Annotated in this window: 25 protein-coding genes; 2 read left to right on the top strand and 23 right to left on the bottom strand. The window is 73.0% G+C overall.

Annotation, left to right across the window (positions count from 1 at the left end; translation table 11 throughout):
* Positions 1-7: 7 nt before the first annotated feature.
* From ACFQ8C_RS09145 to ACFQ8C_RS09065, 17 genes are all read right to left on the bottom strand, one after another.
* A complete protein-coding gene (locus ACFQ8C_RS09145) occupies positions 8-670 on the bottom strand; it encodes a response regulator (protein ID WP_383453841.1) in 663 nt (220 codons plus the stop codon).
* Positions 667-1,989 carry a sensor histidine kinase gene (locus ACFQ8C_RS09140; RefSeq protein WP_383453839.1) on the bottom strand — a complete coding sequence of 441 codons (1,323 nt, stop codon included), beginning with the start codon at positions 1,987-1,989 and terminating at the stop codon, positions 667-669. The genes ACFQ8C_RS09145 and ACFQ8C_RS09140 overlap by 4 nt, the downstream gene beginning before the upstream one ends.
* Before the next feature lie 89 nt (positions 1,990-2,078).
* Positions 2,079-2,831, bottom strand: coding sequence for a hypothetical protein (locus ACFQ8C_RS09135; RefSeq protein WP_383453836.1), 753 nt, complete (start codon positions 2,829-2,831; stop codon positions 2,079-2,081).
* 268 nt (positions 2,832-3,099) lie between these two features.
* On the bottom strand, positions 3,100-3,969 hold the full coding sequence (locus ACFQ8C_RS09130; RefSeq protein WP_383453833.1) for an alpha/beta hydrolase family protein: 870 nt from the start codon (positions 3,967-3,969) through the stop codon (positions 3,100-3,102).
* 136 nt (positions 3,970-4,105) lie between these two features.
* Positions 4,106-5,323: a kynureninase gene (gene kynU, locus ACFQ8C_RS09125; RefSeq protein WP_383453830.1), complete on the bottom strand. Its 1,218-nt coding sequence runs from the start codon at positions 5,321-5,323 to the stop codon at positions 4,106-4,108.
* Positions 5,316-6,182 carry a tryptophan 2,3-dioxygenase family protein gene (locus tag ACFQ8C_RS09120; protein WP_383453827.1) on the bottom strand — a complete coding sequence of 289 codons (867 nt, stop codon included), beginning with the start codon at positions 6,180-6,182 and terminating at the stop codon, positions 5,316-5,318. The genes kynU and ACFQ8C_RS09120 overlap by 8 nt, the downstream gene beginning before the upstream one ends.
* A gap of 121 nt (positions 6,183-6,303) precedes the next feature.
* A complete protein-coding gene (locus tag ACFQ8C_RS09115) occupies positions 6,304-7,089 on the bottom strand; it encodes a DUF3152 domain-containing protein (RefSeq protein ID WP_383453824.1) in 786 nt (261 codons plus the stop codon).
* A gap of 181 nt (positions 7,090-7,270) precedes the next feature.
* Complete coding sequence (locus ACFQ8C_RS09110) at positions 7,271-7,684, bottom strand: DUF3151 domain-containing protein (RefSeq protein ID WP_383453822.1); 414 nt, start codon at positions 7,682-7,684, stop codon at positions 7,271-7,273.
* 93 nt (positions 7,685-7,777) lie between these two features.
* A complete protein-coding gene (locus tag ACFQ8C_RS09105) occupies positions 7,778-9,229 on the bottom strand; it encodes an MFS transporter (RefSeq protein WP_383453819.1) in 1,452 nt (483 codons plus the stop codon).
* A gap of 130 nt (positions 9,230-9,359) precedes the next feature.
* The gene (locus ACFQ8C_RS09100; RefSeq protein WP_383453816.1) at positions 9,360-10,571 is read right to left on the bottom strand and encodes a MalY/PatB family protein; all 1,212 of its coding nucleotides are present in this window, start codon (positions 10,569-10,571) and stop codon (positions 9,360-9,362) included.
* A gap of 87 nt (positions 10,572-10,658) precedes the next feature.
* Positions 10,659-11,681: a class II fructose-bisphosphate aldolase gene (gene fbaA, locus ACFQ8C_RS09095; RefSeq protein WP_383453813.1), complete on the bottom strand. Its 1,023-nt coding sequence runs from the start codon at positions 11,679-11,681 to the stop codon at positions 10,659-10,661.
* 301 nt (positions 11,682-11,982) lie between these two features.
* Positions 11,983-12,522 carry an orotate phosphoribosyltransferase gene (gene pyrE, locus ACFQ8C_RS09090; protein ID WP_383453811.1) on the bottom strand — a complete coding sequence of 180 codons (540 nt, stop codon included), beginning with the start codon at positions 12,520-12,522 and terminating at the stop codon, positions 11,983-11,985.
* A 24-nt stretch (positions 12,523-12,546) separates the two neighbouring features.
* A complete protein-coding gene (locus ACFQ8C_RS09085; protein WP_383453809.1) occupies positions 12,547-13,338 on the bottom strand; it encodes an aldose 1-epimerase in 792 nt (263 codons plus the stop codon).
* Positions 13,339-13,454: 116 nt separating this feature from the next.
* Entirely contained in the window at positions 13,455-14,336 is an 882-nt protein-coding gene (locus ACFQ8C_RS09080) for a carbon monoxide dehydrogenase (RefSeq protein WP_383453806.1), read from the bottom strand.
* A gap of 102 nt (positions 14,337-14,438) precedes the next feature.
* Complete coding sequence (locus tag ACFQ8C_RS09075; protein WP_383453805.1) at positions 14,439-16,130, bottom strand: polyamine aminopropyltransferase; 1,692 nt, start codon at positions 16,128-16,130, stop codon at positions 14,439-14,441.
* A gap of 75 nt (positions 16,131-16,205) precedes the next feature.
* Positions 16,206-16,724 (bottom strand): DUF2617 family protein, encoded by a 519-nt coding sequence (locus ACFQ8C_RS09070; RefSeq protein WP_383453803.1) that lies wholly within the window; start codon positions 16,722-16,724, stop codon positions 16,206-16,208.
* 302 nt (positions 16,725-17,026) lie between these two features.
* Positions 17,027-17,206, bottom strand: a complete 180-nt coding sequence (locus ACFQ8C_RS09065; RefSeq protein WP_383453801.1) for a hypothetical protein — start codon at positions 17,204-17,206, stop codon at positions 17,027-17,029.
* 106 nt (positions 17,207-17,312) lie between these two features.
* Between ACFQ8C_RS09065 and ACFQ8C_RS09060 the strand changes: the two genes are divergently transcribed.
* A complete protein-coding gene (locus tag ACFQ8C_RS09060) occupies positions 17,313-18,494 on the top strand; it encodes a pyridoxal phosphate-dependent aminotransferase (RefSeq protein ID WP_383453798.1) in 1,182 nt (393 codons plus the stop codon).
* Between the two features lie 74 nt (positions 18,495-18,568).
* Here ACFQ8C_RS09060 and ACFQ8C_RS09055 read toward each other — a convergent pair whose 3' ends face one another.
* From ACFQ8C_RS09055 to clpB, 4 genes are all read right to left on the bottom strand, one after another.
* On the bottom strand, positions 18,569-18,919 hold the full coding sequence (locus ACFQ8C_RS09055) for a hypothetical protein (RefSeq protein ID WP_383453796.1): 351 nt from the start codon (positions 18,917-18,919) through the stop codon (positions 18,569-18,571).
* Positions 18,916-19,401 carry a prevent-host-death family protein gene (locus ACFQ8C_RS09050; protein WP_266352722.1) on the bottom strand — a complete coding sequence of 162 codons (486 nt, stop codon included), beginning with the start codon at positions 19,399-19,401 and terminating at the stop codon, positions 18,916-18,918. Before ACFQ8C_RS09050 ends, ACFQ8C_RS09055 begins: the two co-directional genes overlap by 4 nt.
* 188 nt (positions 19,402-19,589) lie before the next feature.
* Positions 19,590-20,126: a YbjN domain-containing protein gene (locus ACFQ8C_RS09045; protein ID WP_383453793.1), complete on the bottom strand. Its 537-nt coding sequence runs from the start codon at positions 20,124-20,126 to the stop codon at positions 19,590-19,592.
* A gap of 109 nt (positions 20,127-20,235) precedes the next feature.
* On the bottom strand, positions 20,236-22,830 hold the full coding sequence (gene clpB / locus ACFQ8C_RS09040) for an ATP-dependent chaperone ClpB (protein WP_383453790.1): 2,595 nt from the start codon (positions 22,828-22,830) through the stop codon (positions 20,236-20,238).
* Positions 22,831-22,949: 119 nt separating this feature from the next.
* Here clpB and ACFQ8C_RS09035 point away from each other — a divergent pair, with 119 nt between their 5' ends.
* Positions 22,950-23,354 carry a pyridoxamine 5'-phosphate oxidase family protein gene (locus ACFQ8C_RS09035; protein WP_383453787.1) on the top strand — a complete coding sequence of 135 codons (405 nt, stop codon included), beginning with the start codon at positions 22,950-22,952 and terminating at the stop codon, positions 23,352-23,354.
* A gap of 112 nt (positions 23,355-23,466) precedes the next feature.
* Here ACFQ8C_RS09035 and ACFQ8C_RS09030 read toward each other — a convergent pair whose 3' ends face one another.
* Together ACFQ8C_RS09030 and ACFQ8C_RS09025 are read right to left on the bottom strand one after the other, a co-directional pair.
* The gene (locus ACFQ8C_RS09030) at positions 23,467-23,787 is read right to left on the bottom strand and encodes a hypothetical protein (protein WP_031008718.1); all 321 of its coding nucleotides are present in this window, start codon (positions 23,785-23,787) and stop codon (positions 23,467-23,469) included.
* Positions 23,784-24,047, bottom strand: coding sequence for a hypothetical protein (locus tag ACFQ8C_RS09025; protein WP_383453784.1), 264 nt, complete (start codon positions 24,045-24,047; stop codon positions 23,784-23,786). The genes ACFQ8C_RS09030 and ACFQ8C_RS09025 overlap by 4 nt, the downstream gene beginning before the upstream one ends.
* Between the last annotated feature and the right edge of the window lie 91 nt (positions 24,048-24,138).

The raw sequence follows: 24,138 nt of genomic DNA, 5'->3' as shown, positions 1-24,138 counted from the left end.
GTGGACGCTACCGCCCGACCTGCACCAGACGTGCCTCGTACGCGAAGACCGCCGCCTGTGTCCGGTCGCGCAGGCCCAGCTTGACCAGGATCCGGCTGACGTGGGTCTTGATGGTCGACTCGGCGACGACGAGGTGGCCGGCGATCTCCTGGTTGGACAGGCCCTGCGCGATGAGGACGAGGACCTCCGTCTCGCGCTCGGTGAGTTCGCCGATCTGGGCGACGGCGGGCGCCTTCGGCGCGGTGTCGGCGGCCCTCGCGAACTCGGTGATGAGCCGTTTCGTCACGGTCGGCGCGAGCAGCGCCTCCCCGGCGGCGACGACCCGGACGCCCTCCGCGAGCTGCCGGGCGGAGGCGTCCTTGAGGAGGAAGCCGGACGCGCCGGCGCGCAGCGCCTGGTACACGTACTCGTCGAGGTCGAAGGTGGTGAGGACCAGCACCTTCGCGTCCGCGTCGGCGGCGACGATCTCGCGGGTGGCGTCGATGCCGTTCAGTTCGGGCATCCGGATGTCCATGAGGACGACGTCGGGGCGGAGGGCGGCGACCTGCGCGACCGCCTCCCGGCCGTTGACGGCCTCGCCGACGACCTCGATGTCCGGCATCGCGCCGAGGAGCACCGAGAAGCCCTCGCGGACCATGATCTGGTCGTCGACGATCAGCACCCTGATCACTGGTCGGTCCCTTCTCGCTGGACGGGGACGAAGACGGCGACCTCGTAGCCGGAGTCGTCGGTCGGCCCGTCGGTCATCTCCCCGCCGAGCATCGTGACACGCTCCCGCATGCCGGTGATGCCGTGCCCCGCCCCGGGCGAGGGCTTCACCAGTCCCCGCGCGGGGCCGTTGACGACGCGCAGTCCGAGCCCGCCGAGCACGTACCCGAGCTCGACCTTCGCAGTGGCCCCGGGCGCGTGCCGCAGCACGTTGGACAGGGCCTCCTGGACGATCCGGTACGCGGACAGCTCCACGCCCTGCGGCAGCTCGCGCACCGCGCCGGTGACCGTCAGGGTGACGTCGAGCCCGGCCTCCCGGACGTTGCCGACGAGCCCGTCGAGGTCGGCGAGGGTCGGCTGCGGGGCGTCGGGGGCCTCGTAGTCCTCGGCACGGACGACGCCGAGGATGCGGCGCAGTTCGGTGAGGGCGGCGACGGCGTTCTCCCGGATGGTGAGGAAGGCCTGCTCCAGCTCCGGCGGCGGGTTCTCCACGCGGTAGGGCGCGGCCTCGGCCTGGATGGCGACCACCGACATGTGGTGCGCGACGACGTCGTGCAGTTCGCGCGCGATGGTGGTCCGCTCCTCCAGGAGGGTCCGCTTGGAGCGCTCGACGGCGGTGACGGTCTGCTGGGCGGTGACCTCGCGGGCCGCCTGGCGGCGGGTCTGCACGAGGGTGACGACGAGCAGGCCGAGGGCGGTGACGAAGAGCAGCGGGACCGTGTCGGAGCTGCGGCCGAGGCCCAGGAACATCTCGGCGAAGAGGGCGTATCCGGCGGTCACCACCCACATCCAGGCGGCGGCGCGGGGCCCGGTGCGGGCGGCGGCCACGACGACGACCACGACGTGCGCGGCGAAGGCGTTCGGGGTCCAGGGCCAGCCGCCGGCGAAGCCGGAGAGGATCCCGAGCAGGGGCGCGGCGGCGAGCGAGGCCCAGAAGGCGAAGACGGGCCGGATCAGGGTGAGGAGCACGATCGCCGGCGGGACGACCGTGTAGAGGAAGGCCACCGGTCCGGCGCCGCCGCGGGCGCTCTCGTATCCGAGGAGGAAGACGATCGCCGCGAAGAAGCCGACGACGGCGTGCGGCAGCAGGCCCAGGTGGGCCCGTATCCGGCGCGGCAGGAACCGGGTGGGGCCGCTCTCCGCGTCCATGCGCGGCAGCGGCCGGTAGTCGAGGGCGTCGTGGAAGAGTTCCTGCCGCAGCCCGCCGACCATGGACTGCGCCAGGCGGTACTCGGGGCTGCGGCTCGTCTCGGTGGGCTGTGTCTGGGTCACGCCGACCACGGTACGGAACGGCCGGGGAGGCCCGCGTCCCGCTGGATACGGATCCCGGGCCGTCCCCCTTGAGTACTACGCGCTCCTCCGCGTCCCGGTCAGGACGTCCTGGGCCAGACGTAGAGGGTGCCGCTGGCGGTGTCCTCTCCCCCGATGCCGCCGTCGCTGATGTGGTCGATCGTCGCCATGGCGACGGAGCCCTCCGTGGTCACGGCGCAGATGGCGGCGCCGACGACGAAGCCGGCCTGCTCGATCGTCCCGGTGTCGTTCAGGTTCAGCGGGGGCAGGCCGGTGTTCGACACCTTCCGGCAGTTCTCCGCGGTGTGCGGGTCGTCGGCCCGCAGGAGGCCCACCCGGGTGTTGGGGACGCCCCTCAGGAGGTAGTCGTCACTGCCCGTGCAGGTGTCCGGCCAGTACTGGAGCTCGGCCCCGCCGGGTTCCTCGATCCTTCCGCCGGACTCCCTCTCGACACGGCTCTGGCCCGTGTCGAGGTCGATCAGCTGCTGCTCGTGGTTGGTGCAGGGCGCGGGGGTGAGGCCCCACGAGGACTCGCGCGCCGGGCCGTGCCCCCGGGGGGAGGCCAGGTCCACCCGGGTCGTCGACGCGCTGGACCCGCTGGGGAGGGGGCTGTCGGGCGGGTCGAGGGGCGGCTCCACGCTCTCGTCGGCCGAGGCCGAGGCGGAGGTGGAGGTGGCCGGTTCCGCCCGGTCGCCGGAGGAGGAGTCCGAGGAGGGGGAGGAAGAGGAGGACGACGACGAGGTCGAGGAGGCCGCCGGGGGCGTGTCGCCCCGGTCCATGCCCACGATCACGCTGGCCGCGATGCCCAGCAGGGGCAGGGCGATCCCCGCCACCCACCACGCCCACCGGGGCTGGTCCGACCGGGGCGGGTGCGGCGGCGGCTGCGGAAACGAGGCGGGAGGCGGGTAGGAGGGCGGGTGCTGCGGCGGCGGAGGCGGCGGCGGCACCGCACCTGTCTGGTCGTCCGTCCCCATGGCCTCTTGTCCCCCTGTAGTCACGGCAGTTGGAGCAGTCAGAGAATATCCGCAGCCGTCGGCGACGGTTAAGGGAAAAAAACCGGCGGGTAAGGGAAAAGGAACCCGGCGAGCCCGCCGGGTTCCTTCAGAACGCGAGCTGCGCCAGCTCCTCCGCGACCACGGCGCACGCGTCGGCCGCCGGGTCGATGAGCGGGAAGTGGCCGACGCCCTCCAGGAGCGTCAGGCCGACGGTCTCGCCCGCCTTCGCCGCCGCCTCCACGTAGGCGTCGGCGACCTCGGCGGGGACGGTGAGGTCCTCGCGGCCCTGGACGAGGGCGGTGGCGATGCCGGTGGGCAGCAGTCGCGCCGGGTCGGTGGCCGCGGCCCGCTCGTCGTACGCCTTCTCGCCGCCGAGCAGCTGGGTCACGGCACCGCCGCACACGTCGAGCTCGCGGGCCCGGTCGAAGTGGCCGATCGGGGCGAGGGCGACGACGCCGCGGAGCGCGGGCGGGGCGGGCAGCCGCCAGGGGGAGCCGGCGGGCAGGACGTGCCGGGCGGCGGCCCACAGGGCGAGCTGGCCGCCGGCCGAGTGCCCGGTGAGGACCGTGCGGTGCGGGTCGGCCTGCGGCAGATGGGCGGCGGCGAGCTCCGGTACGGCGTCGAGGGCGGCGGCCACGTCGTCGAAGGTCTCCGGCCAGCGGCCCGCGACCGGGGCCGTACCGTCCTGGTGGGGCAGTCCGGGGCCGCGCCGGTACTCGACGCTCGCGACGGCGAAGCCGCGGCGGGCGAGGAAGTCGGCGAAGGGGCTGATGTGGTGCCGGTCGTAGGGGGCCCGCCAGGCGCCGCCGTGCAGCACGACGACGAGCGGGGCGCGCCCGCCGCCGGCCTTGGGTGCGTAGAGGTCGACGATCTGGTCGGGGTGCTCGCCGTACGCGGCGGTGGCGTCGGGAGGGACGGCCGGGTGCGAGAAGGCCGATGCCTCTTCGGCGGCGTCGCGCGCGGCGGGGTCCGGCATGGGGGGTTCCAACCTCTCGGTGACGGGGCCGAATCGGCCTGACCTGCGGGGACCGTATCAGGGTCACGGGCCCCGCAGATCAGCTGAAGATCCGACCTGACGACCGGTCATCGGCCGTCCACCACGGGTGAGTCGGCTACGTCCCGGCGATCGTCCCGGTGGGCGTCCCGGCCAGTACGTCGGCGAGGACGCGGGCCGCGCGCTCGGCGTCCACGAAGCCGACGTACAGCGGGGTGAAGCCGAACCGGAGGATGTCCGGACGGCGCAGGTCGCCCACCACACCGCGCTTGATCAGCTCGGGCATGACGGTGGGCGCGTCCGCACAGGCCAGCGCCACCTGGCTGCCGCGCTCGGCGTGTGCCGCGGGGGTGATCGGGGTGACCCGGCCCTCGGGGACGTACGCCCGCACGCACTCCAGGAAGAAGTCCGTGAGGGCGAGGGACTTGGCGCGGACGGACTCGATCGCGACCCCGTCCCACACGTCGAGCGCCGCCTCCAGGGCCAGCATGGACAGGATGTCCGGGGTGCCGACGCGGCCTCGGACGGCGCCGTCGGCGGCACGGTATCCGGGGGTCATGCCGAAGGGGTCGGCGTGCGAGGTCCAGCCCGGCAGCGGCGAGTCGAAGCGGTCCTGGTGGCGCTCCGCGACGTACAGGTACGCGGGCGAACCGGGGCCGCCGTTCAGGTACTTGTAGGTGCAGCCGATGGCCAGGTCCACCCCGTGCGCGTCGAGTCCGACGGGCAGGGCGCCCGCGCTGTGGCACAGGTCCCAGACGGCCAGCGCGCCCGCCGCGTGGAGGGCGGCGGTGGTGCCGGGCAGGTCGTGGAGCCGGCCGGTGCGGTAGTCGACGTGGTTGACGAGCGCGAGCGCCGTCCGCTCGCCGGCCGCGGCGGGGATGTCGGCCGGGTCGAGGGGCACGATCCGGTGATCGGTCATCCGGGCGGCGGACTCGGCGATGTACCCGTCCGTGGGAAAGGTCGACGCGTCCACCAGGATCTCGTCGCGTCCCTCTCCCGCGAGACGGGCCGCCGCGACGACCGCCTTGAAGACGTTCACGCTGGTCGAGTCGCCGGCGACGATCTGTCCGGCGGCGGCGCCGACGAGCGGGGCGATCCGGTCGCCGATCCGCTCCGGGGCGGTCCACCAGCCCGACTCGTCCCAGGAACGGATCCGCAGCTCGCCCCACTCGCGGCCGATGACGTCGGCCATCCGGGCGGGGACGTGTGCGGGCAGGGCGCCCAGCGAGTTGCCGTCGAGGTAGACGGTCTCGTCGTCGAGGGCGAACTTCGCACGGTGGGCGGCCAGCGGGTCCGCGGCGTCGAGCGCCCGTGCGCGCTCGTGGAGGTCAGACATGGCTGCGGGCCGTCCAGAGCTCGGGGAACACGTTCTTCTGGGCGCGCTTCTCCAGCCAGGCCACGCCGGCCGAGCCGCCGGTGCCGGTCTTGGAGCCCATCGCGCGGCGGGTCGCCACCAGGTGGTCGTTGCGCCAGCGCCACACCAGCTCGGCGACGTCGCTGAGCGCCTCGCCGAGCCGGACCAGCTCGGCGTTGCCGTCGGCCTCGGGCTCCGCGTAGAGCGCCGCCCACACGGCCTCGACCTGCGCCGAGGGCTCGTACCGCTGCGCCAGGTCGCGGGCGAGGACGGACGGCGGCACGGGCAGGCCCCGGCGGGCGAGGAAGCCGAGCACCTCGTCGTACAGGCTCGGCTCGTGCAGGGCCTTCTCCAGCTCGGCGTGGACGCGGGGCGCGCCCCGGTGCGGGACGAGCATGGACGCCGACTTCTCGCCGAGCAGGAACTCCATGCGGCGGTACATCGCCGACTGGAAGCCGGAGCCCTCGCCGAGCGCGCCGCGGTAGGCGTTGAACTGGGCGGGGGTGAGCTGGGAGAGCGGTCGCCAGGAGTGGTTGAGCGCCTCCAGCTCGCGCACCGAGCGCTTGAGGGCGTCGATCGCGACGGGCAGGCGGTCCTCGCGCAGGGCGCGGCTCGCGGTCTCCCACTCGTGGACGATCACCGTGAACCACAGCTCCATGACCTGGGTGGTGACCAGGAAGACCATCTCGCCGGGGTCGTCCGAGCGGAGGTGCTGGAGGTGGGTGAGGACGTCCGCCTGGACGTAGTCCTCGTAGGGCGTCGTACCTGCGAAGTCGAGGTTCGGGTCGTCGACGACCGAGCCGGCTCCGGAGGCATCGGGAGAACCTGGGGTGGGTGACATTTCTGTCTCCTCGATACGGGCTACCGGGTAGCGGTCCGCTCCACCGCGCACGCTCGACGGCGCGCCACGGGAGCTCCGGTCCCCTCGGGAGGCGTGCTCCTTCGCACGCGTCCCAAGCGCATCATGACACGATCGGACCGGTGATGTAGATCCCGTCTTCGCTATACGGAAAAGCGTTCGATCGACATCCGTTCAGACCCTTGATCTGCTGCATCATCGCGGGGGCGGGCTTCCCCGGCCCTCCGCACCCCATGTGCTGCCGGATCCCGATCTCGTGCCCGACCTCGTGGTTGATGATCAGATGCCGGTACTCCTCCGGCGGCCCGGCGAAGGTCGGCGAGCCCAGCATCCACCGCTTGAGGTTCACCACGACGCCGTCGGCGGTCTCGCAGTTCAGCTCGCCGTGCGTGTTGAAGCCCTGCCGGGCGCAGAGCGCGTCGGCGGTGTCGGGGGTGGCGATCCGGATCACGAAGTCGGCGTCCGACGCCACCAGCTGGAAGCGGCCCCGGCCGTGCGCGGCCCAGCCGCGCGGATGGGCGAGGATCGCCTCGATCTCCTCGGCGGTGCCCCGCGCCGACAGGTCCACGCCCTCCTCGATCTGCACCCGGTACCGGCGCAGCGTGCCGCTCGTGCCGGAGACCTTGCCGGAGGCGGTGGCGGTCGTGAAGGTGCCGGGCCCGGACTGCGGCACGGTCGGGGGCTTCCTGGTGGTGGCGGTCGGCTTCGGCTTCGGCTTGGGCTTGGGCTTCGGCTTCTTGCTCGGGGTGGGCTTCGGCGTCGGCGCGGCCGTCGTGGGCGCGGGGACCGGGGGTGCCTCGGACCTGGGGGCCCGGGCGGTCGGGGCGGCGGCGTCCCGCTCGCCCTGGAAGTGCGCGAGCGCCACGCCCGCGCCGAGCGAGACGCCCATCAGGACCAGGGTCGACAGGACGAGCCGTCCGCGACGCGTGACTCGCGTCCTCGCGCCGCGGCGGCTCCGCCCGCTATGTCGGTTCTGTCGGCGCCGGTCAGGCGCCCCCCGCTTGCCCACGACAGTTCCCCCCTGTTTCAGGCCGGTCCGGGGATCGTACCGGCCGGGGGTGGGCCTCCCGTCAGCCCAGGGTCTCGGCGGCCGTCTCCGAGGAGTCCCGCAGGAAGGTCGTGCACCGCTCGTACTCGGCCTGCTCGCCGATCTCCCCGGCGGCCCGCGCCAGCGCGTGCAGGGCCCTCAGGAAGCCGCGGTTCGGCTCGTGCTCCCACGGCACCGGGCCGTGCCCCTTCCACCCGTTGCGGCGCAGCGCGTCCAGGGCGCGGTGGTAGCCGGTACGGGCGTAGGCGTACGACTCCACCACCCGGCCCGCCTCGAACGCGTCGTCCGCGAGCTGCGCCCACGCCAGGGAGGACGTCGGGTACTTCGCGGCGACCTCGGCGGGGGCGGTGCCCTGCGCGAGGGCCTCACGGGGGCCGGGGTCGTCGGGCAACAGCGTGGGCGCGGGCCCACCCAACAGATTCTCGTGCGTAACCATCCCCCCAGTCTGCCCCAGCCCCGCCGTTCCGCCGCGGGCGCCGTCCCTGTCGTCGCGGGCCCCGTCCGTCGCGGGCGGGACCCGGGGGGGGTCTCACCGGGTTCCCGGGTCCAGGGGCGGGGCGGAGACGGCGCAGTGGGTCCTGCAGGTCGGGTGGCAGGCGGCCGGGCGGGGGGCGCGCAGGGTGGTCCACGACAGCGCGGCGCCCAGCAGGAGGACACCCGCGCACATCGGCATCGCGCGGTCGAACGTCGCGTCGAACTCCGTCGGCGACAGGTACGCCGACGGCCCCATCCCCGTCAGCAACGGCAGCGCCGCCACCGCGACGAGCCCCGCCGCCCGCGCCGCCGCGTTGTTGATGCCGCTGGCGAGCCCCGCGCGGGAGACGTCGACGGAGGCGAGGACCGTCGCGGTCAGCGGCGCGACCAGCACGGTCATGCCGAGCCCCAGCACGACGAGGGCCGGCAGCACGTCCCGTACGTACGAGGCGTCCGCGCCGACCCGCAGCATCAGCAGCATCCCCGCCGCGCACAGCAGCGGCCCGACGGTCAGCGGGATCCGCGGCCCGATCCGCTCCCCCACCTCGCCGGACTTCGCGGAGAGCAGCAGCATCAGCACGGTGGTCGGCAGCAGCGCCGTCCCGGCGGCGAGCGCGGAGTAGCCGGAGACGACCTGGAGCTGGAGCGCGGCGAGGAAGAAGAAGCCGCCGAAGGCCGCGTACACGCACAGCGTCACCAGGTTCACCGCCGTGAAGAGACGGGAGCGGAAGATCGACGGCGGCACCATCGCCCGCTCGCCGCGCCGCCGCTCCAGCAGCACGAACCCGGCCCCGGCCAGCACGCCCGCCGCCCCCGCCCACCACACCGCGTCGATCAGCGCGTACGTGACGAGGCCGAGCGCCGCCGCTCCGAGCACCGCTCCGAGCACGTCGAAGCGGCGGCCCCGGGCGGCCTCGTCGCGGGACTCGGGGACGTGCCGCAGCGCGACGGGCACGCAGAGGGCGGCGAGCGGCACGTTCAGGAGGAAGACCCACCGCCAGCCGGGCCCGTCGACGAGCCAGCCGCCGACGAACGGCCCGACCGCCGCGCCGACCCCGCCGAACCCGGACCACAGCCCGACCGCGCGGGCCCGGTCGTCCGGGTGGAAGCTCGCCTGGATCAGCGCGAGCGACCCCGGGGTGAGGAGCGCTCCGCCGACGCCCTGGAGGGCCCGGGCCGCGATGAGCACGCCGGCGTTCGGGGCGAGTCCGCACAGCAGGGAGGCGAGCGCGAACCACACGACGCCGACGACGAAGACCCGGCGCCGGCCGTACCGGTCGCCGAGCGAGCCGCCGAGGAGGATGAGACCGGCGAGCGTCAGCATGTAGGCGTTGACGGTCCACTGGAGTACGGCGAGGTCGGCGCCGAGGTCCTCGCCGATGTGGGGCAGGGCGACGTTGACGACGGTCGAGTCGAGCAGGGCCATCGCGGAGCCGAGCACGGTCGTCAGGACGATCCACCGCCCTCGGGTGGAGGCCATCCGCACCTCGGGCCCGGCCGCACTCATGCCTGCATGGTCCCGCGTTCCGGCGACGCGTGCCTCCTCAGACCCCGCCGGTCCGCAGCCGCGTCGCCTCAGGCCCCGTCGGTCCGCAGTCGTGTCGCCTCAGACTCCACCGGCCCACAGCCCCGCCGCCTCAGGCCCCGTCGGTCCGCAGCCGTGTCGCCGCGCTGACCAGGGCGTCCATGCCCCGCTCGGCCTTGGCGCGGGCGCAGCCGAGGTTGAGGCGGACGAAGCCGGGGGTGCCGTACGTGCCGCCGGGCATGATCGCGACCTTCTCCACGCGGACCAGTTCCTCCTGGAGGCGCGTCTCGTCGACGCCCAGCGGCCGGAGGTCGATCCAGGCGAGGTAGCCGGCCTGCGGCGGACTCCATTCCACCCCGGGCAGGCCGGTGGCGAGCCGCTCCGCGAGCGTGGCCATCGTCCCGGCGACGTACTCCCGCAGCGCGTCGAGCCAGGGTGCCCCGTGCCGGTAGGCCGCGATGTGCGCGGTGAGCGAGAGGACGGCCGGGGAGGCGAGGCCCTCGCCGGTCTCCATCCGCCGGACGAACGCCGCCCGCTCCTCCGGGTCGCCGACGAAGCCGTAGGAGCCGGAGAGCGCCGGGAAGTTGAAGGCCTTCGTGCCGGAGGTGACGAGCGCCCAGCGCCGGTCGCCGCCGGCCTCCGCGATCCGGGTCCAGGGGATGTGCCGGTACCCGTCGGTGGTGAGGTCGGCGTGGATCTCGTCGCTGACGACGGGCACGCCGTGGCGGCGGGCGAGCCGCGCGAACTCCGTGAGCTCCGCCTCCGTCCACACCCGCCCGGTCGGGTTGTGCGGCGAGCAGAGCAGCAGCATCGTGCTGTCCGGGCGGGCCAGCTCCCGCTCCAGCGCCTCCATGTCCCCGAGCGGGACTCCGCGCAGTTCGCGGCCGAGGCCGGTGACCGCCTTGCGGAAGCCGTCGTACGTGGGGGTGTGGGTGACCACGCCGTCGCCGGGGCGGGTCCACATCCGCAGCAGCTGGGAGACCTGGTTGAGCACGGAGGGCGCGTACACCAGCGCCTCCGTGTCGACGGCGGTGTCGTACCGGGTCGCGTACCAGTGGCGTATCGCCTCCCGGAAGCCGTCGTCGCCGCCGAGCCGCCAGTCGGTGTAGCCGAAGACGCCGTGGTCGATCCGGGCGCGGAGCGCGTCGAGGACCTCGGGCGGGGAGGCGAAGTCCATGTCGGAGATGGTGAAGGGGAGGAGGTCGGAGACGCCGAAGCGGTCCGCGATGCCGTCCCACTGGACCGACCAGGTGCCCCGCCGGTCCCGTATCCCGTCGAAGTCGTAGTCGCCGTCGTGGTCGTGGTCGTGGTCGAAGTCGTTCATCAGCCCTCCATCGCCTCCTCGCCTGCTTACCGGTACGCGAAGGGCCCGGCACCCTCACGCGAGGGTGCCGGGCCCTTCGGACACGGCTTACTTCAGCTTGCTGCCGGCCGAGCGCAGCGCCTCGCACGCCTCGGTGACGCGCTTGGCCATGCCCGCCTCGGCGAGCTTGCCCCAGGTGCGCGGGTCGTAGGTGGACTTGGTGCCGACCTCGCCGTCGACCTTCAGGACACCGTCGTAGTTGCGGAACACGTGGTCCACGACCGGGCGGGTGAAGGCGTACTGGGTGTCGGTGTCGAGGTTCATCTTCACCACGCCGTTCTCAAGGGCGGTGGCGATCTCCTCGGCGGTCGAGCCGGAGCCGCCGTGGAAGACGAAGTCGAACGGGGACGCCTGGCCGAACTTCTCGGAGACACCGTCCTGGAGGTCCTTGAGGAGCTCCGGGCGCAGGACGACGTTGCCCGGCTTGTAGACGCCGTGCACGTTGCCGAAGGAGGCGGCGAGCAGGTAGCGGCCCTTCTCGCCCAGGCCCAGGGCCTCGGCGGTGCGGATCGCGTCGTCGACCGTGGTGTAGAGCTCGTCGTTGATCTCGTGGCTGACGCCGTCCTCCTCGCCGCCGGTCGGGGTGATCTCGACCTCAAGGATGATCTTGGCGGCGTGGGCCTTCGCGAGCAGCTCCTGCGCGATGGACAGGTTGTCCGCGAGGGTCTCGGCGGAGCCGTCCCACATGTGGGACTGGAAGAGCGGGTTCTCACCGCGGGCGACGCGCTCGGCGGAGACGTCGAGCAGCGGACGGACGTAGCCGTCCAGCTTGTCCTTCGGGCAGTGGTCCGTGTGCAGCGCGACCGTGATGTCGTACTTCGCGGCGACGATGTGGGCGAACTCGGCCAGGGCGACGGCGCCCGTGACCATGTCCTTGCTGTACTGGCCGCCCAGGAACTCGGCGCCACCGGTCGAGATCTGGATGATGCCGTCGCTCTGGGCCTCGGCGAACCCGCGCAGCGCCGCGTGGAGGGTCTGGGAGGAGGTCACGTTGATGGCCGGGTAGGCGAACTTGCCAGCCTTCGCCCGGTCGAGCATCTCGGCGTAGACCTCGGGGGTTGCGATGGGCATTCGTCCGCTCCTTGTGATGTGCGGGTGTGGGCGTTGCTGTATCCCTGACCTAGGGCGACGTCATCGTCGGTGCCATCTTTCCAGACTCTCGTACGGGCTCCCACGGGCACCGCATGCCGAAAGGCGGGGTGTTTCACGTGAAACACCCCGCCTTTCGATAAAAGCGCAGGTCAGGAACGCATTTACCGGGGTCCGGGACCTAAGTCACGACTTCGCGGCGGTTACGCCGGTCCCCACGGCGACGCCCGGCCCCGAGCCGGGTGCCGTTCCCCAGCCGGTGCCGTCCCGTCCGGCCGCCGGCTCAGGCGAGGTCGAGGTCCGCGAGCTGGTAGCCCGTGAGGTACGGAAGGCCCGCGCCGGCGATCGCGTCGGCGGCGCCCCGGTCCACGATCGTGGCGACGGCGACGACCTCGCCGCCGGCCTCGCGGACCGCCTCGACGGCGGTCAGCGGGGAGCCACCGGTGGTCGAGGTGTCCTCGACCACCAGGCAGCGGCGGCCCTTCACGTCCGCGCCCTCGATCCGGCGCTGCATGCCGTGCGCCTTCTGCGCCTTGCGCACCACGAAGGCGTCGAGGCGCTGCCCGCGCGCGGCGGAGGCGTGCAGCATCGAGGTGGCGACCGGGTCGGCGCCCAGGGTGAGGCCGCCGACGCAGTCGAAGTCCAGGTCCGCGGTCAGGTCGAGCATGACCCGACCCACGAGCGGCGCGGCCTCGCCGTCCAGCGTGATCCGGCGAAGGTCGATGTAGTAGTCGGCTTCCAGACCCGAGGAGAGGGTCACCTTGCCGTGCACCACGGCCTTGTCCTTGATCTGCTGGAGCAGTTCAGCGCGTACGTCAGTCATGCCCCGAGCTTAAGGGCGCCGGGCTCAGGGTCGCTGCCAGGCCCAGACGCTCTCGACCTCCAGGGGGTCGATGGGGGTGACCAGGCGCGGGTGGGTGTTGAGGCCGTTCGGCGGACCGGACTGCGGCTCGACGCAGACCGCGTCCTCGGGCTCGTCGTAGATCACGACCCACTCGGCGCGGCTGGTCACCCTGAGCTCCAGCTCGCCGGGCCAGACGAGGGTGACGTCGACGCCGTCGGGCATGCCGAAGCAGTCGTCCCAGGGGCCGGGGAGCGGGGCGATGCGGTGGCCGGTGGGCAGGTGGTTCGCACCGCGCTCCTCCTGCCAGCCGGGCGTGAAGTCGATCCGCACGTCCTCGCCGCCCTGTCCGAGGTTGCGCAGGAACCAGGGGTGCCAGCCGGCCTGGGCCGGGAAGGAGTCGTCGTACGCCTCCACCCCGAACCGCAGCGTCAGTCGGTCCTCGGCCAGTTCGAAGACCTGGGTGACGCGGCCCTTGTACGGCCACGGGTCGTCGAGTTCGCAGGTGAGGACGGCCTCGGCGGCGGAGGTGCGGGCCACCGTCCAGGCCCGGTCGCGGACGGTGCCGTGGATGGCGTGCGGGGCCGCGTTGACGGGAAGCTGGTGGGTGGTGGCCCCGTCGCGGAACAGGCCGTTCTCGGTCCGGCCGCACCAGGGCACCATCGGGAAGCTGCCGTAGCGCTCGCCCTGCTTCAGGACCTCGGTGCCGGCGATGCGCAGGCTCTCGATCCGGCCGCCGTGCTCGGCGTTGATGGTCAGCTCGGCGTCGCCCGCCGTCAGTCGCGTCAGGTTGCTCACGCCCCGACCCTAAGTCCTCCGGCCCGGTTGATTGGACCGTTTCAACGGGGACTTTCGGCGGCACCGTCCGGGCACCGTCTCCGTCTCGTCCTCGCCCCGTCCTCACCCCGTCCGGGTCAGCGGCGGCGGCGCAGCGCCCGGGTGACGATCACCGCGGAGGCGAGGGCGAGCGCGGCGGCGGGAGCGACCCAGCGGAGGGTGGCGCCCGCACCGCTCGGCTCGGGGGCGGGGACGGGGGCGTACCGGCCGCGCGGCGGCGCGTGGTCGACCTCCTCGGCGCTCCGGCCGATCATCGTCCGGCGCGCGTGGGCGGCCTCGGCGGCGGGCCTCGCCGCGGGGAACTCCGGGGGCGCGACCGCCTCGGGGAGGACGTCCTCCCCGAGACCGAGCTCGACGGCGTCGGGGACGCCGTCGAAGGCGCCGGTGCCGAAGGAGGTCAGGCCGTCGGGGCCGGCCTCGGCGGCGGCTTCGGCCGCGAGGGCCGCGGCGGCCTCCACGAAGGCGCCCAGGAGGCGGTCGCGGGCGGCGGCGCGGGCCTCCTCGGGCTCCTCGGCGAGCCGGCCGGTGGCGGTGAGGGCGCCGGTGAAGCTGAGTCCGGTGCCTTCGGCCGCCGGAGTGAGGACGACGGTCAGGGAGACCTCGGCGACGCCCTTGCCGCGGGCCTCGGCGCCCTCGCCCTCGTAGGTGATGGCGCCGTCCCGTTCGACGATCCGCAACCCGCCCCGGTAGGTGATGGTGTGCCCGCCGACCCGGAGCCGGAACCTCCCGACGAGGTCGTGGCCCGCTCCGGAGCCCGCCTCGCCGTCGGCCCCGGCCCCCGGCTCCGGCCCCGATCCCGTCCCCGACTCCGCCTCGGCGCCCGTCCCGGCGCCCGTCCCGGGGGCGTCCGAGGAGGCGTCCCGCTGGAGGCCCGGCACGCAGCGCGCCACCCGCGCCGGGTCGGTGAGGGCGGCCCGCAGGGCCTCGGCCGGGACCGGGACGAACACCTCATGCTCCATGGGAACCGAGCCTACTCAGCGGGGCGCTCGTCGTCGCCCGTTCCGCGACGGACCCGCGCACCGATCCCCCGCCCCGCTCCCGTGCCCGTGTCGGTGCCCGTGTCAGTGCCCGTACCGGGGGTGCACCAGCGTCGACGGCGGCAGGCCGGTGAGCCGGGTGCGCTCGGCGCGGCGGGCGGCGGCGGCCAGATCGCCCGGGGCGAGGGAGCGCGGCGGGGGCGCGTCCGCCGCGAGCCCGAGGGCGGACGGCCGGGCGCCGCGGACGGCGAGCAGGAAGCCCCAGTCGTCGGGTTCGTGGCGGCCGGCGCCGGCGCCGGCCCGTCCGGTGCGGTCGGGTCCGGCGGCGAAGCCGGGGGCGCGGCCCTCGGTGCTGTACGGCCGGGTGGCGTAGCCGGCGGCGCGCAGGGTGGCGTCGACGGTCCAGTAGGTGCGGGGCCGGTCGGTGGCGGTCCCGGCGTGCACGACGAGCCGGCCGCCGTCGGCGAGGACGCCCGAGGCGAGGCCGTAGAACTCCTGGGAGTACAGCTTGGTGCTGGGGGTGATCCCGGGGTCGGGCAGGTCGGAGATCACCACGTCGTACCGTTCCTGCACACGCCCGGCGGAGCCCCTGAGCCAGTGGAAGGCGTCGGCGTGGACGACCCCCACGCGGGGGTCGCGGAAGGCCTGGTCGTTGAGCGCGGCGAGGGCGGGGTCGGTGCGGGCGAGCCGGACGACGCCGGGGTCGAGTTCGACGACGGTGACGGAGCGGACGCCGGGGTAGCGGAGGACCTCGCGGGCGGCGAGGCCGTCGCCGCCGCCGACGATGAGCACGCGCGCGTGCGGCCCGTTCATCGCGGGGTGGACGAGCGCCTCGTGGTAGCGGTACTCGTCCTCGCCGGCGACCCGCAGCCGGCCGTCGAGGTAGAGGTCGGGCGGGCCCTCGCGGCCGCCGGTGACCACCACCTCCTGGAGTTCGGTGTGGACGGCGACCCGTACCCGCTCCCCGTACACGGCCCGGCGGGCGGCCTCCTCGAAGTCGCCGACGAGGACGGTCGCGGTGGCGAGCAGGCCGAGGACGGCGAGGTTGACGCCGATGACGAGCGCGCGGGTGCGGGCCGTGAGGTCGCGGCGGAAGAACCAGAGGACGAGCGCGGCGCCGGCGACCGCGTTGACCGCGCCGGTGACGAGCGCGCCGGTGAGCTGGCCCAGCCAGGGCAGCAGCAGGAAGGGGAAGGCGAGGCCGCCGACGAGCGCGCCCACGTAGTCGGCGGCGAAGAGGTCGGCGACCGTGCCGGCCGCGTCGTCGGGGTCGCCGGCCCGCCCCGGCCGGCCGGAACGGCCCGCCCGGCCGGTGGCGACGGACCGTTCCGGCGCCCGCTGTATGAGCGACATCAGCAGGGGGATCTCGGCGCCGATGAGGACCCCGATGGCGAGCGAGAAGGCCACCAGGACCCAGCGCGACTCGCCGATCCAGGCGAAGCACGCGTACAGCACCAGGGCCGAGGTGCCGCCGACCAGCGCGAGGGCGCCCTCGATCAGGCCGAAGCCGACGGCGGCACGGCAGCGCAGCCGCTTCGCGAGCAGCGAGCCCAGGCCCATCGCGAAGACCATCACGGAGAGCACGACGGACGCCTGGGTGACCGAGTCGCCGATCAAGTACGAGGCGAGGGCGACGAGTTCGAGTTCGTAGACGAGACCGCAGGCGGCACAGACGAAGACGACGGCGAGGACCGGCCACCGCACCGTGTCGCGCGGCCGCGGCGGCGGTCGGCGTCGCACCCTCGTGGGTGGCAGGGTCACGGTCGGCTCGATCATGCCCGTAACGCTACGTCACGACCCACTCGCCCCTTGTCACCCACACGAGTGCACCTGGGGCACCGGGGAGGCGCATCAGAGCGCGGCGGGCATACGGGCGCCGATCCTGGTGCGGGTGACCACGAGCTGGCCCTCCTGCGGGTAGGCGTGCCAGGTCCGCCAGCGCACCTGGCCCTCGTGACGCTGCGCCAGCATCGCCGTGAAGGCGTGCGGCGAACCGGGGAACGTGCCGGCCAGGCCGTGGGGATGGTCCGCGACCAGGGCGAGCAGCTCCTGCGCCCGGCCCGCGAAGGAGCCCTGCGTGAGCGTCTCGACGCGGGCCGCGAATTCGTACTCCCATTCGCCGATGCGCTTGGAGACGCCGAGCGGCAGCGGGGTGCTGCTGCCCGGCATGCAGGCGACGGTCTCGGAGCAGTGGCGGCCCTCCTCCTCCAGCAGGACCTGGTGGGAGGCGCCGAGCAGTCTCAACTGGAGTTTGGCGCCTGAGAGTTCGAGATCGAGCACGGCGAGCGCGGGCAGCGGCTCGCGGCCCAGCGCCCAGGCCAGGTCGGCCGCGCGCGTGTCGGTGTATGAGGTCTTCAGGGTGGTGAGCATGGGTCGGCTCCGCAAACACGGTTTGGCGGGTGGGCCGGGGGCGCCCCGGAGAGGGTTTCAACGGCAGTGGGGGAATCGCCGACTCGGGTCCACACACGGTCCGAGGGCTGTCTCTGACACGAGCGAGAGAACCACGGACGCCGGACGACTCGCAGCGTTTTTACCCAACTTGCCGTGGTTTCCATCCCCTTCGGGGACCCCACAGTTCGTTTGTTCAAACGGAATCGGTCGCCGGGCGAACGGCGGAGCCGTCCGGGACGCCCGTCCCGCCCCGCCCCGGGGCCGTCGTCCCACCGGCCCCGTCAGTCACCCCCGCCACCACAGCCTCCCCCGCAGCTGGAACCGCACGAGCTCGCGCCGCCGCAGCCGCTCCCGCCGTCGGACCAGCCGCCGCGCCGCTTCCTCTTCCCGCCGCCCTTGGCACCCGACACGATCAGGCCGGCCACCACCACGATCACGAACATCGTGACCAGGATCTCCATCGTCGTCCCCCCCCGTACGGCGGCACCCTGCCGCCTCTGCCCCGGGGATTCCCGCCCCGCGCCACCCGCAAAGCGCACTTGAGCAAGTCCAGAGCTTCGGCCCAGGATGGCCGCCATGACACGACCGCTGCTCAACCGCCGGCTCGCCGAGTTCGGGACGACGATCTTCGCCGAGATGTCCGCGCTCGCCGCCAGAACCGGGTCGATCAACCTCGGCCAGGGCTTCCCCGACACCGACGGCCCCGAGGAGATCCGCGAGGCGGCGGTACGCGCCCTGCGCGACGGCCGCGGCAACCAGTACCCGCCCGGCCCCGGCGTCCCCGAGCTGCGCACCGCGATCGCCGACCACCAGCGCGCCCGCTACGGCCTGGAGTACGACCCCGACACCGAGGTCCTGGTCACGGCCGGCGCCACCGAGGCCATCGCGGCGGCCCTGCTGGCCCTGGTCGGGCCCGGCGACGAGGTGATCGCCCTGGAGCCGTACTACGACTCGTACGCGGCCTGCGTGTCCATGGCCGGCGGCACCCGCGTCCCGGTCACCCTCCGCCCCCACGAGGGCCGCTACGTCCTCGACCTCGACGAACTGCGGGCCGCCGTCACCCCGCGCACCCGCCTGATCCTCCTCAACACCCCGCACAACCCCACCGGCACCGTCCTCACCCGCGCCGAGCTCACCGCCGTCGCCGAGCTGGCCGTCGAGCGGGACCTGCTCGTCGTCACCGACGAGGTCTACGAGCACCTGGTCTTCGACGGCGCCGAGCACCTGCCGATCGCGAGCCTCCCCGGCATGCGCGAGCGGACCGTCTCCATCGGCTCGGCCGGCAAGACGTACTCCTTCACCGGCTGGAAGGTCGGCTGGACCACCGCGAGCCCGGAGCTGACCTCGGCGGTCCGCTCGGCGAAGCAGTTCCTCACCTACGTCTCCTCCGGCCCCTTCCAGTACGCGATCGCCGAGGCCCTGCGCCTCCCCGACACCTACTACGAGGCCCTCCGCGCCGACCTCCAGGCCAAGCGGGACCTGCTGAGCGAGGGCCTCGCGGAGGCCGGCTTCGAGGTCTACCGCCCGCAGGGCACCTACTTCGTCACCACCGACATCCGCCCCCTCGGCTCCGACGACGGCTTCGCCTTCTGCCGCTCGCTGCCCGAGCGGGCCGGTGTCGTCGCCATCCCGAACGCCGTCTTCTACGACCACCGCGAGGCCGGGGCCCCCTTCGTCCGCTTCGCCTTCTGCAAGCGGACGGTTGTGTTGGAAGAGGCGGTTGAACGCCTCGGTCGGCTGGCTCGCTGACCGCGAGCCAGATGGAGGTGCAGGCACAGGGCCCGGCCTTTCAGCCGGAGCCCGTGCCGCACCAGAACTACGAGTTACTCGGTGTCCTTGGGGTGCCGAGTGGATGCGTAGACCAGGATGACGGTCGACGTCTCGGGGCTGACCAGGTAGCGCACACGGCCGCCACTCGTAACCTCGAACTCCCATTGCTCCAGCGCGGAGCCCTTCCACTCCTTGGTGGCGAGCCTCCCGCGCAGCTGGTGGTGACGGTTCCAGTTGTCACGCGACAGCGGGTCGGTGCGCAACGCCTCCAGGCATCGGTGGGCGCTGGGCAGCGCCGCGCGGCACAGTTCCTCCCACCCCGTCACCGCCTCCGTGGTCCCGAAGACCACGTTCCAGCCGCTCAGGGGTGGGACACTGACACGATCGCCCTTCTTCGGGCTCACCCGCCCACCTCGACCGGCCCCAGGTCATCCCCGTCGAGCGGACGCAGAGCTTCCTTGAGCTGTTCCGGATCAGCGTTGATGCGAGCCGTCGCCCTCCAGGACACCAGCGCACGGTGCACGGCCTCCCGAGCACCCAGCTCCGCCGCGTCGGACAGAGCTTCCAGGAGCTCCACGGTGAAGGCGCGCATCTCTTCGTCGTCCAGGTGCCGCACCCAAGGGAAGACTTCAGGCAGCGCCAGCAGGAGCGACCGGGCTCCGTCATCGTGCTTCATGAGCGCGAGGAAGAGCCGGGACGCCGTCGTGAGGTTCTCCTCGGTGCGCTCCGCGTGCACGGCCGTCGTCAGCACCATGTCGGGCGCGTCCCGATGCGTGACACGCAGAGCACCGAGGGCGGCGGCCCGGGCGGCTACAGCCTTCGGGTTTCTCGACAGATCCGTGAACGAAACCGACTCGGGCTCGGCTCCCAGGTAAGCAAGGCTCATACTCGGACTGTACTCAGATTGTGTTCTGAGTGCCAGAGTTTCCTCGGTGCTCCGTGCTCACGCCTTGCCCTTCTGCGAGCGGACCGACGTGCTCCAGGAGGCGGTGGACCGCCTCAAGCGGCTGGGCTGAGAACGCCGGAAGCCGGGCCCCCAGGGGGGACCCGGCTTCCACGCGGTCGCGGCGGGGCTCAGGCCTCGTCGCCCTCGCCCTCGGTCTTCTCCTCCGGGGAGGCCAGACCGAACTGCTCGACGATCCACTTGTCGAACTCGATGGAGGCGCGGACCCAGCTCACCGTGGAGGAGACGAAGTGCTCCAGGGCGACGCCGGTGCCGATCAGCATCTGCGCCTCACCGATGAGGCGGAGGGTGGCGGAGCCGTCCTCCTCCTCGTGCAGGTGGGTGTAGACCTTCGGCCACAGGGTGCGACGGTTCCAGTCGTCGATCGCGTCGAGGATCTTGGCGCGGTCGTCGGCCGAGTGCGGACGGTCGTAGAACGTGCGCACCGAGAACACCTGCTGCTCGTTCTCGCCGCGGAACATGAAGTACGTGCGGAATTCCTCCCACGGCGCCGCGAGGTCACCCTCGTCGTCGACGACGTACTTCAGCTCCATCTGCTCCAGGAGCTGCTTCACCAGGTCCTGGTCGGGGACGACGGGGCCCGCCGGTCCTGCCTGGGGCTGGGGCTGTCCCCCGAAATTCGGAATCGAGGACGGGTCGATGCTCACCGTGTATTTCCCTTCGTACGGATGTCGCCATCCTCCCCCATCCCGGCCGGTCCGTGGCAAGCCCCGCCGGTACGGATCCGCTGCGGGCTGACTTGAACCGCGCCCCGGCCTACCGCGCCGGGCCCACGATCAGGCCGTCCTCGAAGCGGTCCACCCTGACCGTGTCGCCGTCGCGGACCTCGCCGGCCAGGATCTCCTTGGCGAGCCGGTCGCCGATGGCCGTCTGGATGAGCCGGCGCAGCGGGCGGGCGCCGTACGCGGGGTCGTTGCCCTCCTCCGCCAGCCACTCCAGGGCCTCCGGGGTGACCTCCAGGGTGAGCCGGCGGTCCGCGAGCCGCCGGGCGAGGCGGTCGATCTGGAGGCGGGCGATGCGGCCCAGCTCGGCGCGGTCGAGCGCGGAGAAGACCACCAGGTCGTCGAGGCGGTTGAGGAACTCCGGCTTGAAGCTGGCCCGGACGACCTCCAGGACCTGCTCCCGCTTCTGCGCCTCGGGCGTCAGCGGATCGACCAGGTACTGGCTGCCCAGGTTCGAGGTCAGGATCAGGATCGTGTTGCGGAAGTCGACCGTGCGGCCCTGGCCGTCGGTGAGGCGGCCGTCGTCGAGGACCTGGAGCAGGACGTCGAAGACCTCCGGGTGCGCCTTCTCCACCTCGTCCAGCAGGACGACGCTGTACGGGCGGCGGCGGACGGCCTCGGTGAGCTGGCCGCCCTCCTCGTAGCCGACGTAGCCGGGGGGCGCGCCGACCAGGCGGGCCACCGAGTGCTTCTCGCCGTACTCCGACATGTCGATGCGGACCATGGCCCGCTCGTCGTCGAAGAGGAAGTCGGCGAGCGCCTTGGCCAGCTCGGTCTTGCCGACGCCGGTGGGGCCGAGGAAGAGGAAGGAGCCGGTGGGCCGGTCGGGGTCGGCGATCCCGGCGCGGGTGCGGCGCACCGCGTCGGAGACGGCCCGGACGGCCTCGCCCTGGCCGATGAGCCGGCGGCCCAGCTCCTCCTCCATGCGGAGCAGCTTCTGCGTCTCGCCCTCCAGGAGGCGGCCGGCGGGGATGCCGGTCCAGGCGCCGACGACGTCGGCGATGTCGTCCGGCCCGACCTCCTCCTTGACCATGGTGTCCTTCTGGACCTCGCGCTCGGCCTCGGTGGCCTCGGCCAGCTCGCGCTCCAGGGTGGGGATCTCGCCGTAGAGCAGCTTGGAGGCGGTGTCGAAGTCGCCGTCGCGCTGGGCGCGCTCGGCGCGGCCCCGGGTCTCGTCGAGCCGTTCCTTCAGCTCGCCGACCCGGTTGAGGGACTGCTTCTCCTTCTCCCAGCGGGCGGTGAGGCCGCGCAGCTCCTCCTCGCGGTCGGCGAGGTCGCGGCGGAGCTTCTCCAGGCGCTGGACGCTGGCCGGGTCGGTCTCCTTGGCGAGGGCCAGCTCCTCCATGCGGAGCCGGTCGACGGAGCGCTGGAGCTCGTCGATCTCGACCGGGGAGGAGTCGATCTCCATGCGGAGCCGGGAGGCGGCCTCGTCGACGAGGTCGATGGCCTTGTCGGGGAGGAAGCGGGAGGTGATGTACCGGTCGGAGAGGGTCGCGGCGGCCACCAGGGCGGAGTCGTTGATCTGCACCTTGTGGTGGGCCTCGTACCGGCCCTTGAGGCCGCGGAGGATGGCGACGGTGTCCTCGACCGACGGCTCGGCGACCAGGACCTGCTGGAAGCGGCGCTCCAGGGCGGGGTCCTTCTCGATCCGCTCGCGGTACTCGTCGAGGGTGGTGGCGCCGACCATGCGGAGCTCGCCGCGGGCGAGCATCGGCTTCAGCATGTTGCCGGCGTCCATGGCGGAGTCGCCGCCGGCGCCCGCGCCGACGACGGTGTGCAGCTCGTCGATGAAGGTGATGATCTGCCCGTCGCTCTCCTTGATCTCGGAGAGGACGGTCTTCAGCCGCTCCTCGAACTCGCCGCGGTACTTGGCGCCGGCGACCATCGCGCCGAGGTCCAGGGAGACCAGCCGCTTGTTCCGCAGCGACTCGGGGACGTCGCCCTTCACGATCCGCTGGGCGAGGCCCTCGACGACGGCGGTCTTGCCGACGCCGGGCTCGCCGATGAGGACCGGGTTGTTCTTGGTGCGCCGGGAGAGGACCTGCACCACGCGCCGGATCTCGTGGTCGCGGCCGATCACGGGGTCGAGCTTGCCCTCGCGGGCGGCGGCGGTGAAGTCCGTGCCGAACTTCTCCAGGGCCTTGTACGAGCCCTCCGGGTCGGCGGTGGTCACGCGGCGGCCTCCCCGGGCCTTCTCGAAGGCGTCCTGGAGGCGCCGGGCGGTCGCGCCCTGCTGGTCGAGGACCTGGCCGGCCTGGCCGCCCTTGGCGGCGAGACCGATGAGCAGGTGCTCCGTGGACAGGAACTCGTCGCCGAGCTTCTTGGCGCGCTCGGCGGCGTCGGCGATGACGGCGAGCAGCTCGCGGTTGGGCTGCGGCGGTGCGACGGTCGCCCCGGTCACGCTGGGCAGGGCGGCGAGCAGCCGCTCCGCGCCCGCGCGGACGGCGGCCTGGTCGGCCTCGACGGCGGCGAGCAGGTCGGTGATGTTCGCCGCCTCGGGACGTCCGTGACCGGCCAGAAGCGCGAGAAGAAGATGGGCCGGGGTGAGGTCGGCGTGCCCCTGGGACACGGCGCGGCTGCTCGCCGTGTTCAGCGCGTCCCGGCTCCTGTTGGTCAGTTCTGCGTCCACGTGCGGGGTCTCCTCCTGGGTGTGGTCCTTGACGTCGTCTGACTCATACAGCGTACATAAAGTTGAGTCTATTCCGCTCAAGGTATCGGAGCCGCGGGAACCGGCGGTAGTTTCCGGGTATGGCGACTGACCCGAGGAACCCCACGGACTCGTACCTCAGCTTCTGGCGCGAGTACCACATGTGCACGCTGACCACCCCGCGCCCGGACGGCACCCCGCACGTGGTCGCCGTCGGCGTCACGTACGACCCCGAGAACGGCCTGGCGCGGGTCATCACCAACAAGCACAGCAGGAAGGTCGCGAACGTCCTGGCGGCCGGCCCGGACGGCGCGCGGGTCGCGGTCTGCCAGGTCGACAAGGGCCGCTGGGCCACCCTGGAGGGCGTCGCCCGGATCCGCACGGAGGCGGAGGAGGTCGCCGGCGCGGTGGCGCGCTACGCCGACCGCTACGGCCGCACCCCGACGCCCAACCCCGACCGGGTGGTCATCGAGATCGCCCTCACCCGGGCGATGGGCCGCGCGTAGCCCCGGCCGGCGGGAACGCGGAAAGCACAACGGCGCCATCGCGGTTCAGGTCCGCGATGGCGCCGTTGTGTGGGGGTAGCACCTGAGCGATCTACAACGACGGGGGAATCGCTCAGGCACTGCGGGGGGTGGCGGTGATGGTCTCTGGCTCGATCAGCTGGTGGTCCCGCTGGTCGAGATTGACGAAGATCATGCCGTACCTGACGGCACAGCGGATGGGCTGCGGTGCGCCACGGGGGCGCCTGAGGCACCGGTAGGCCCGGACATCCTCGTCCTGTTCCCGTGCGACGACGACGGGTTCTCCGAACAGGGTGACCTTCAGCGAGTCGCCACGGTGGGGGATGGCCGTGACGAGATCGACGAAGTGCCAACCGGACCGGTAGGCCGAAGCCATCTCCCTACGGAAGACCCGGTCGTCCGGAGGGACGGTCATGCGCCGAGGTCCAGCGGGGCGGAGTCCCACGTGGGCTCCCGCTCGCCGGCCGGCGCGACGTCCCACGTGGGCTCGCTCGCACCGAGAGCGGAGTCCCACGTGGGCTCCCGCTCACCGACCGGGGCGAAGTCCCACGTCGGCTCGACCGGAGCCGCGACGACGTGCGCGGGCGGAGCGTCCCACGTCGGTTCGCCGTTGAGGGCGAAGCCACCGACAGCAGCCGCGGCAGCGAAAGCTATGGCGCCAAGTGCACGAACCATCCTGGTCATGGCCGATCTCCACCTCTTTTAATCACTACCTCCCCCCGCGTTTAAGACGATGACTCACACCGATCCCTTCTGCCACCACCGC

The organism is Streptomyces sp. NPDC056503 (assembly GCF_042794995.1).
Classification (GTDB): Bacteria; Actinomycetota; Actinomycetes; order Streptomycetales; family Streptomycetaceae; genus Streptomyces.
Note: the sequence above shows the minus strand (reverse complement) of the source record. Positions and strands in the feature narration are given on the sequence as shown.

Excerpts from the sequence above, each read along its gene's own strand:
- ACFQ8C_RS09075 (WP_383453805.1), bottom strand. The coding sequence starts at position 16,130 with ATGATCGAGCCGACCGTGACCCTGCCACCCACGAGGGTGCGACGCCGA.
- ACFQ8C_RS09070 (WP_383453803.1), bottom strand. The coding sequence starts at position 16,724 with ATGCTCACCACCCTGAAGACCTCATACACCGACACGCGCGCGGCCGAC.
- ACFQ8C_RS09030 (WP_031008718.1), bottom strand. The coding sequence starts at position 23,787 with ATGACCGTCCCTCCGGACGACCGGGTCTTCCGTAGGGAGATGGCTTCG.
- ACFQ8C_RS09120 (WP_383453827.1), bottom strand. The coding sequence starts at position 6,182 with ATGTCACCCACCCCAGGTTCTCCCGATGCCTCCGGAGCCGGCTCGGTC.
- ACFQ8C_RS09130 (WP_383453833.1), bottom strand. The coding sequence starts at position 3,969 with ATGCCGGACCCCGCCGCGCGCGACGCCGCCGAAGAGGCATCGGCCTTC.
- kynU (WP_383453830.1), bottom strand. The coding sequence starts at position 5,323 with ATGTCTGACCTCCACGAGCGCGCACGGGCGCTCGACGCCGCGGACCCG.
- ACFQ8C_RS09035 (WP_383453787.1), top strand. The coding sequence starts at position 22,950 with ATGGCGACTGACCCGAGGAACCCCACGGACTCGTACCTCAGCTTCTGG.
- ACFQ8C_RS09115 (WP_383453824.1), bottom strand. The coding sequence starts at position 7,089 with ATGGGCGTCTCGCTCGGCGCGGGCGTGGCGCTCGCGCACTTCCAGGGC.
- ACFQ8C_RS09110 (WP_383453822.1), bottom strand. The coding sequence starts at position 7,684 with ATGGTTACGCACGAGAATCTGTTGGGTGGGCCCGCGCCCACGCTGTTG.
- ACFQ8C_RS09100 (WP_383453816.1), bottom strand. The coding sequence starts at position 10,571 with ATGAACGACTTCGACCACGACCACGACCACGACGGCGACTACGACTTC.
- ACFQ8C_RS09060 (WP_383453798.1), top strand. The coding sequence starts at position 17,313 with ATGGCCGCCATGACACGACCGCTGCTCAACCGCCGGCTCGCCGAGTTC.
- ACFQ8C_RS09105 (WP_383453819.1), bottom strand. The coding sequence starts at position 9,229 with ATGAGTGCGGCCGGGCCCGAGGTGCGGATGGCCTCCACCCGAGGGCGG.
- fbaA (WP_383453813.1), bottom strand. The coding sequence starts at position 11,681 with ATGCCCATCGCAACCCCCGAGGTCTACGCCGAGATGCTCGACCGGGCG.
- ACFQ8C_RS09065 (WP_383453801.1), bottom strand. The coding sequence starts at position 17,206 with ATGGAGATCCTGGTCACGATGTTCGTGATCGTGGTGGTGGCCGGCCTG.
- ACFQ8C_RS09050 (WP_266352722.1), bottom strand. The coding sequence starts at position 19,401 with ATGAGCCTTGCTTACCTGGGAGCCGAGCCCGAGTCGGTTTCGTTCACG.
- ACFQ8C_RS09080 (WP_383453806.1), bottom strand. The coding sequence starts at position 14,336 with ATGGAGCATGAGGTGTTCGTCCCGGTCCCGGCCGAGGCCCTGCGGGCC.
- pyrE (WP_383453811.1), bottom strand. The coding sequence starts at position 12,522 with ATGACTGACGTACGCGCTGAACTGCTCCAGCAGATCAAGGACAAGGCC.
- ACFQ8C_RS09025 (WP_383453784.1), bottom strand. The coding sequence starts at position 24,047 with ATGGTTCGTGCACTTGGCGCCATAGCTTTCGCTGCCGCGGCTGCTGTC.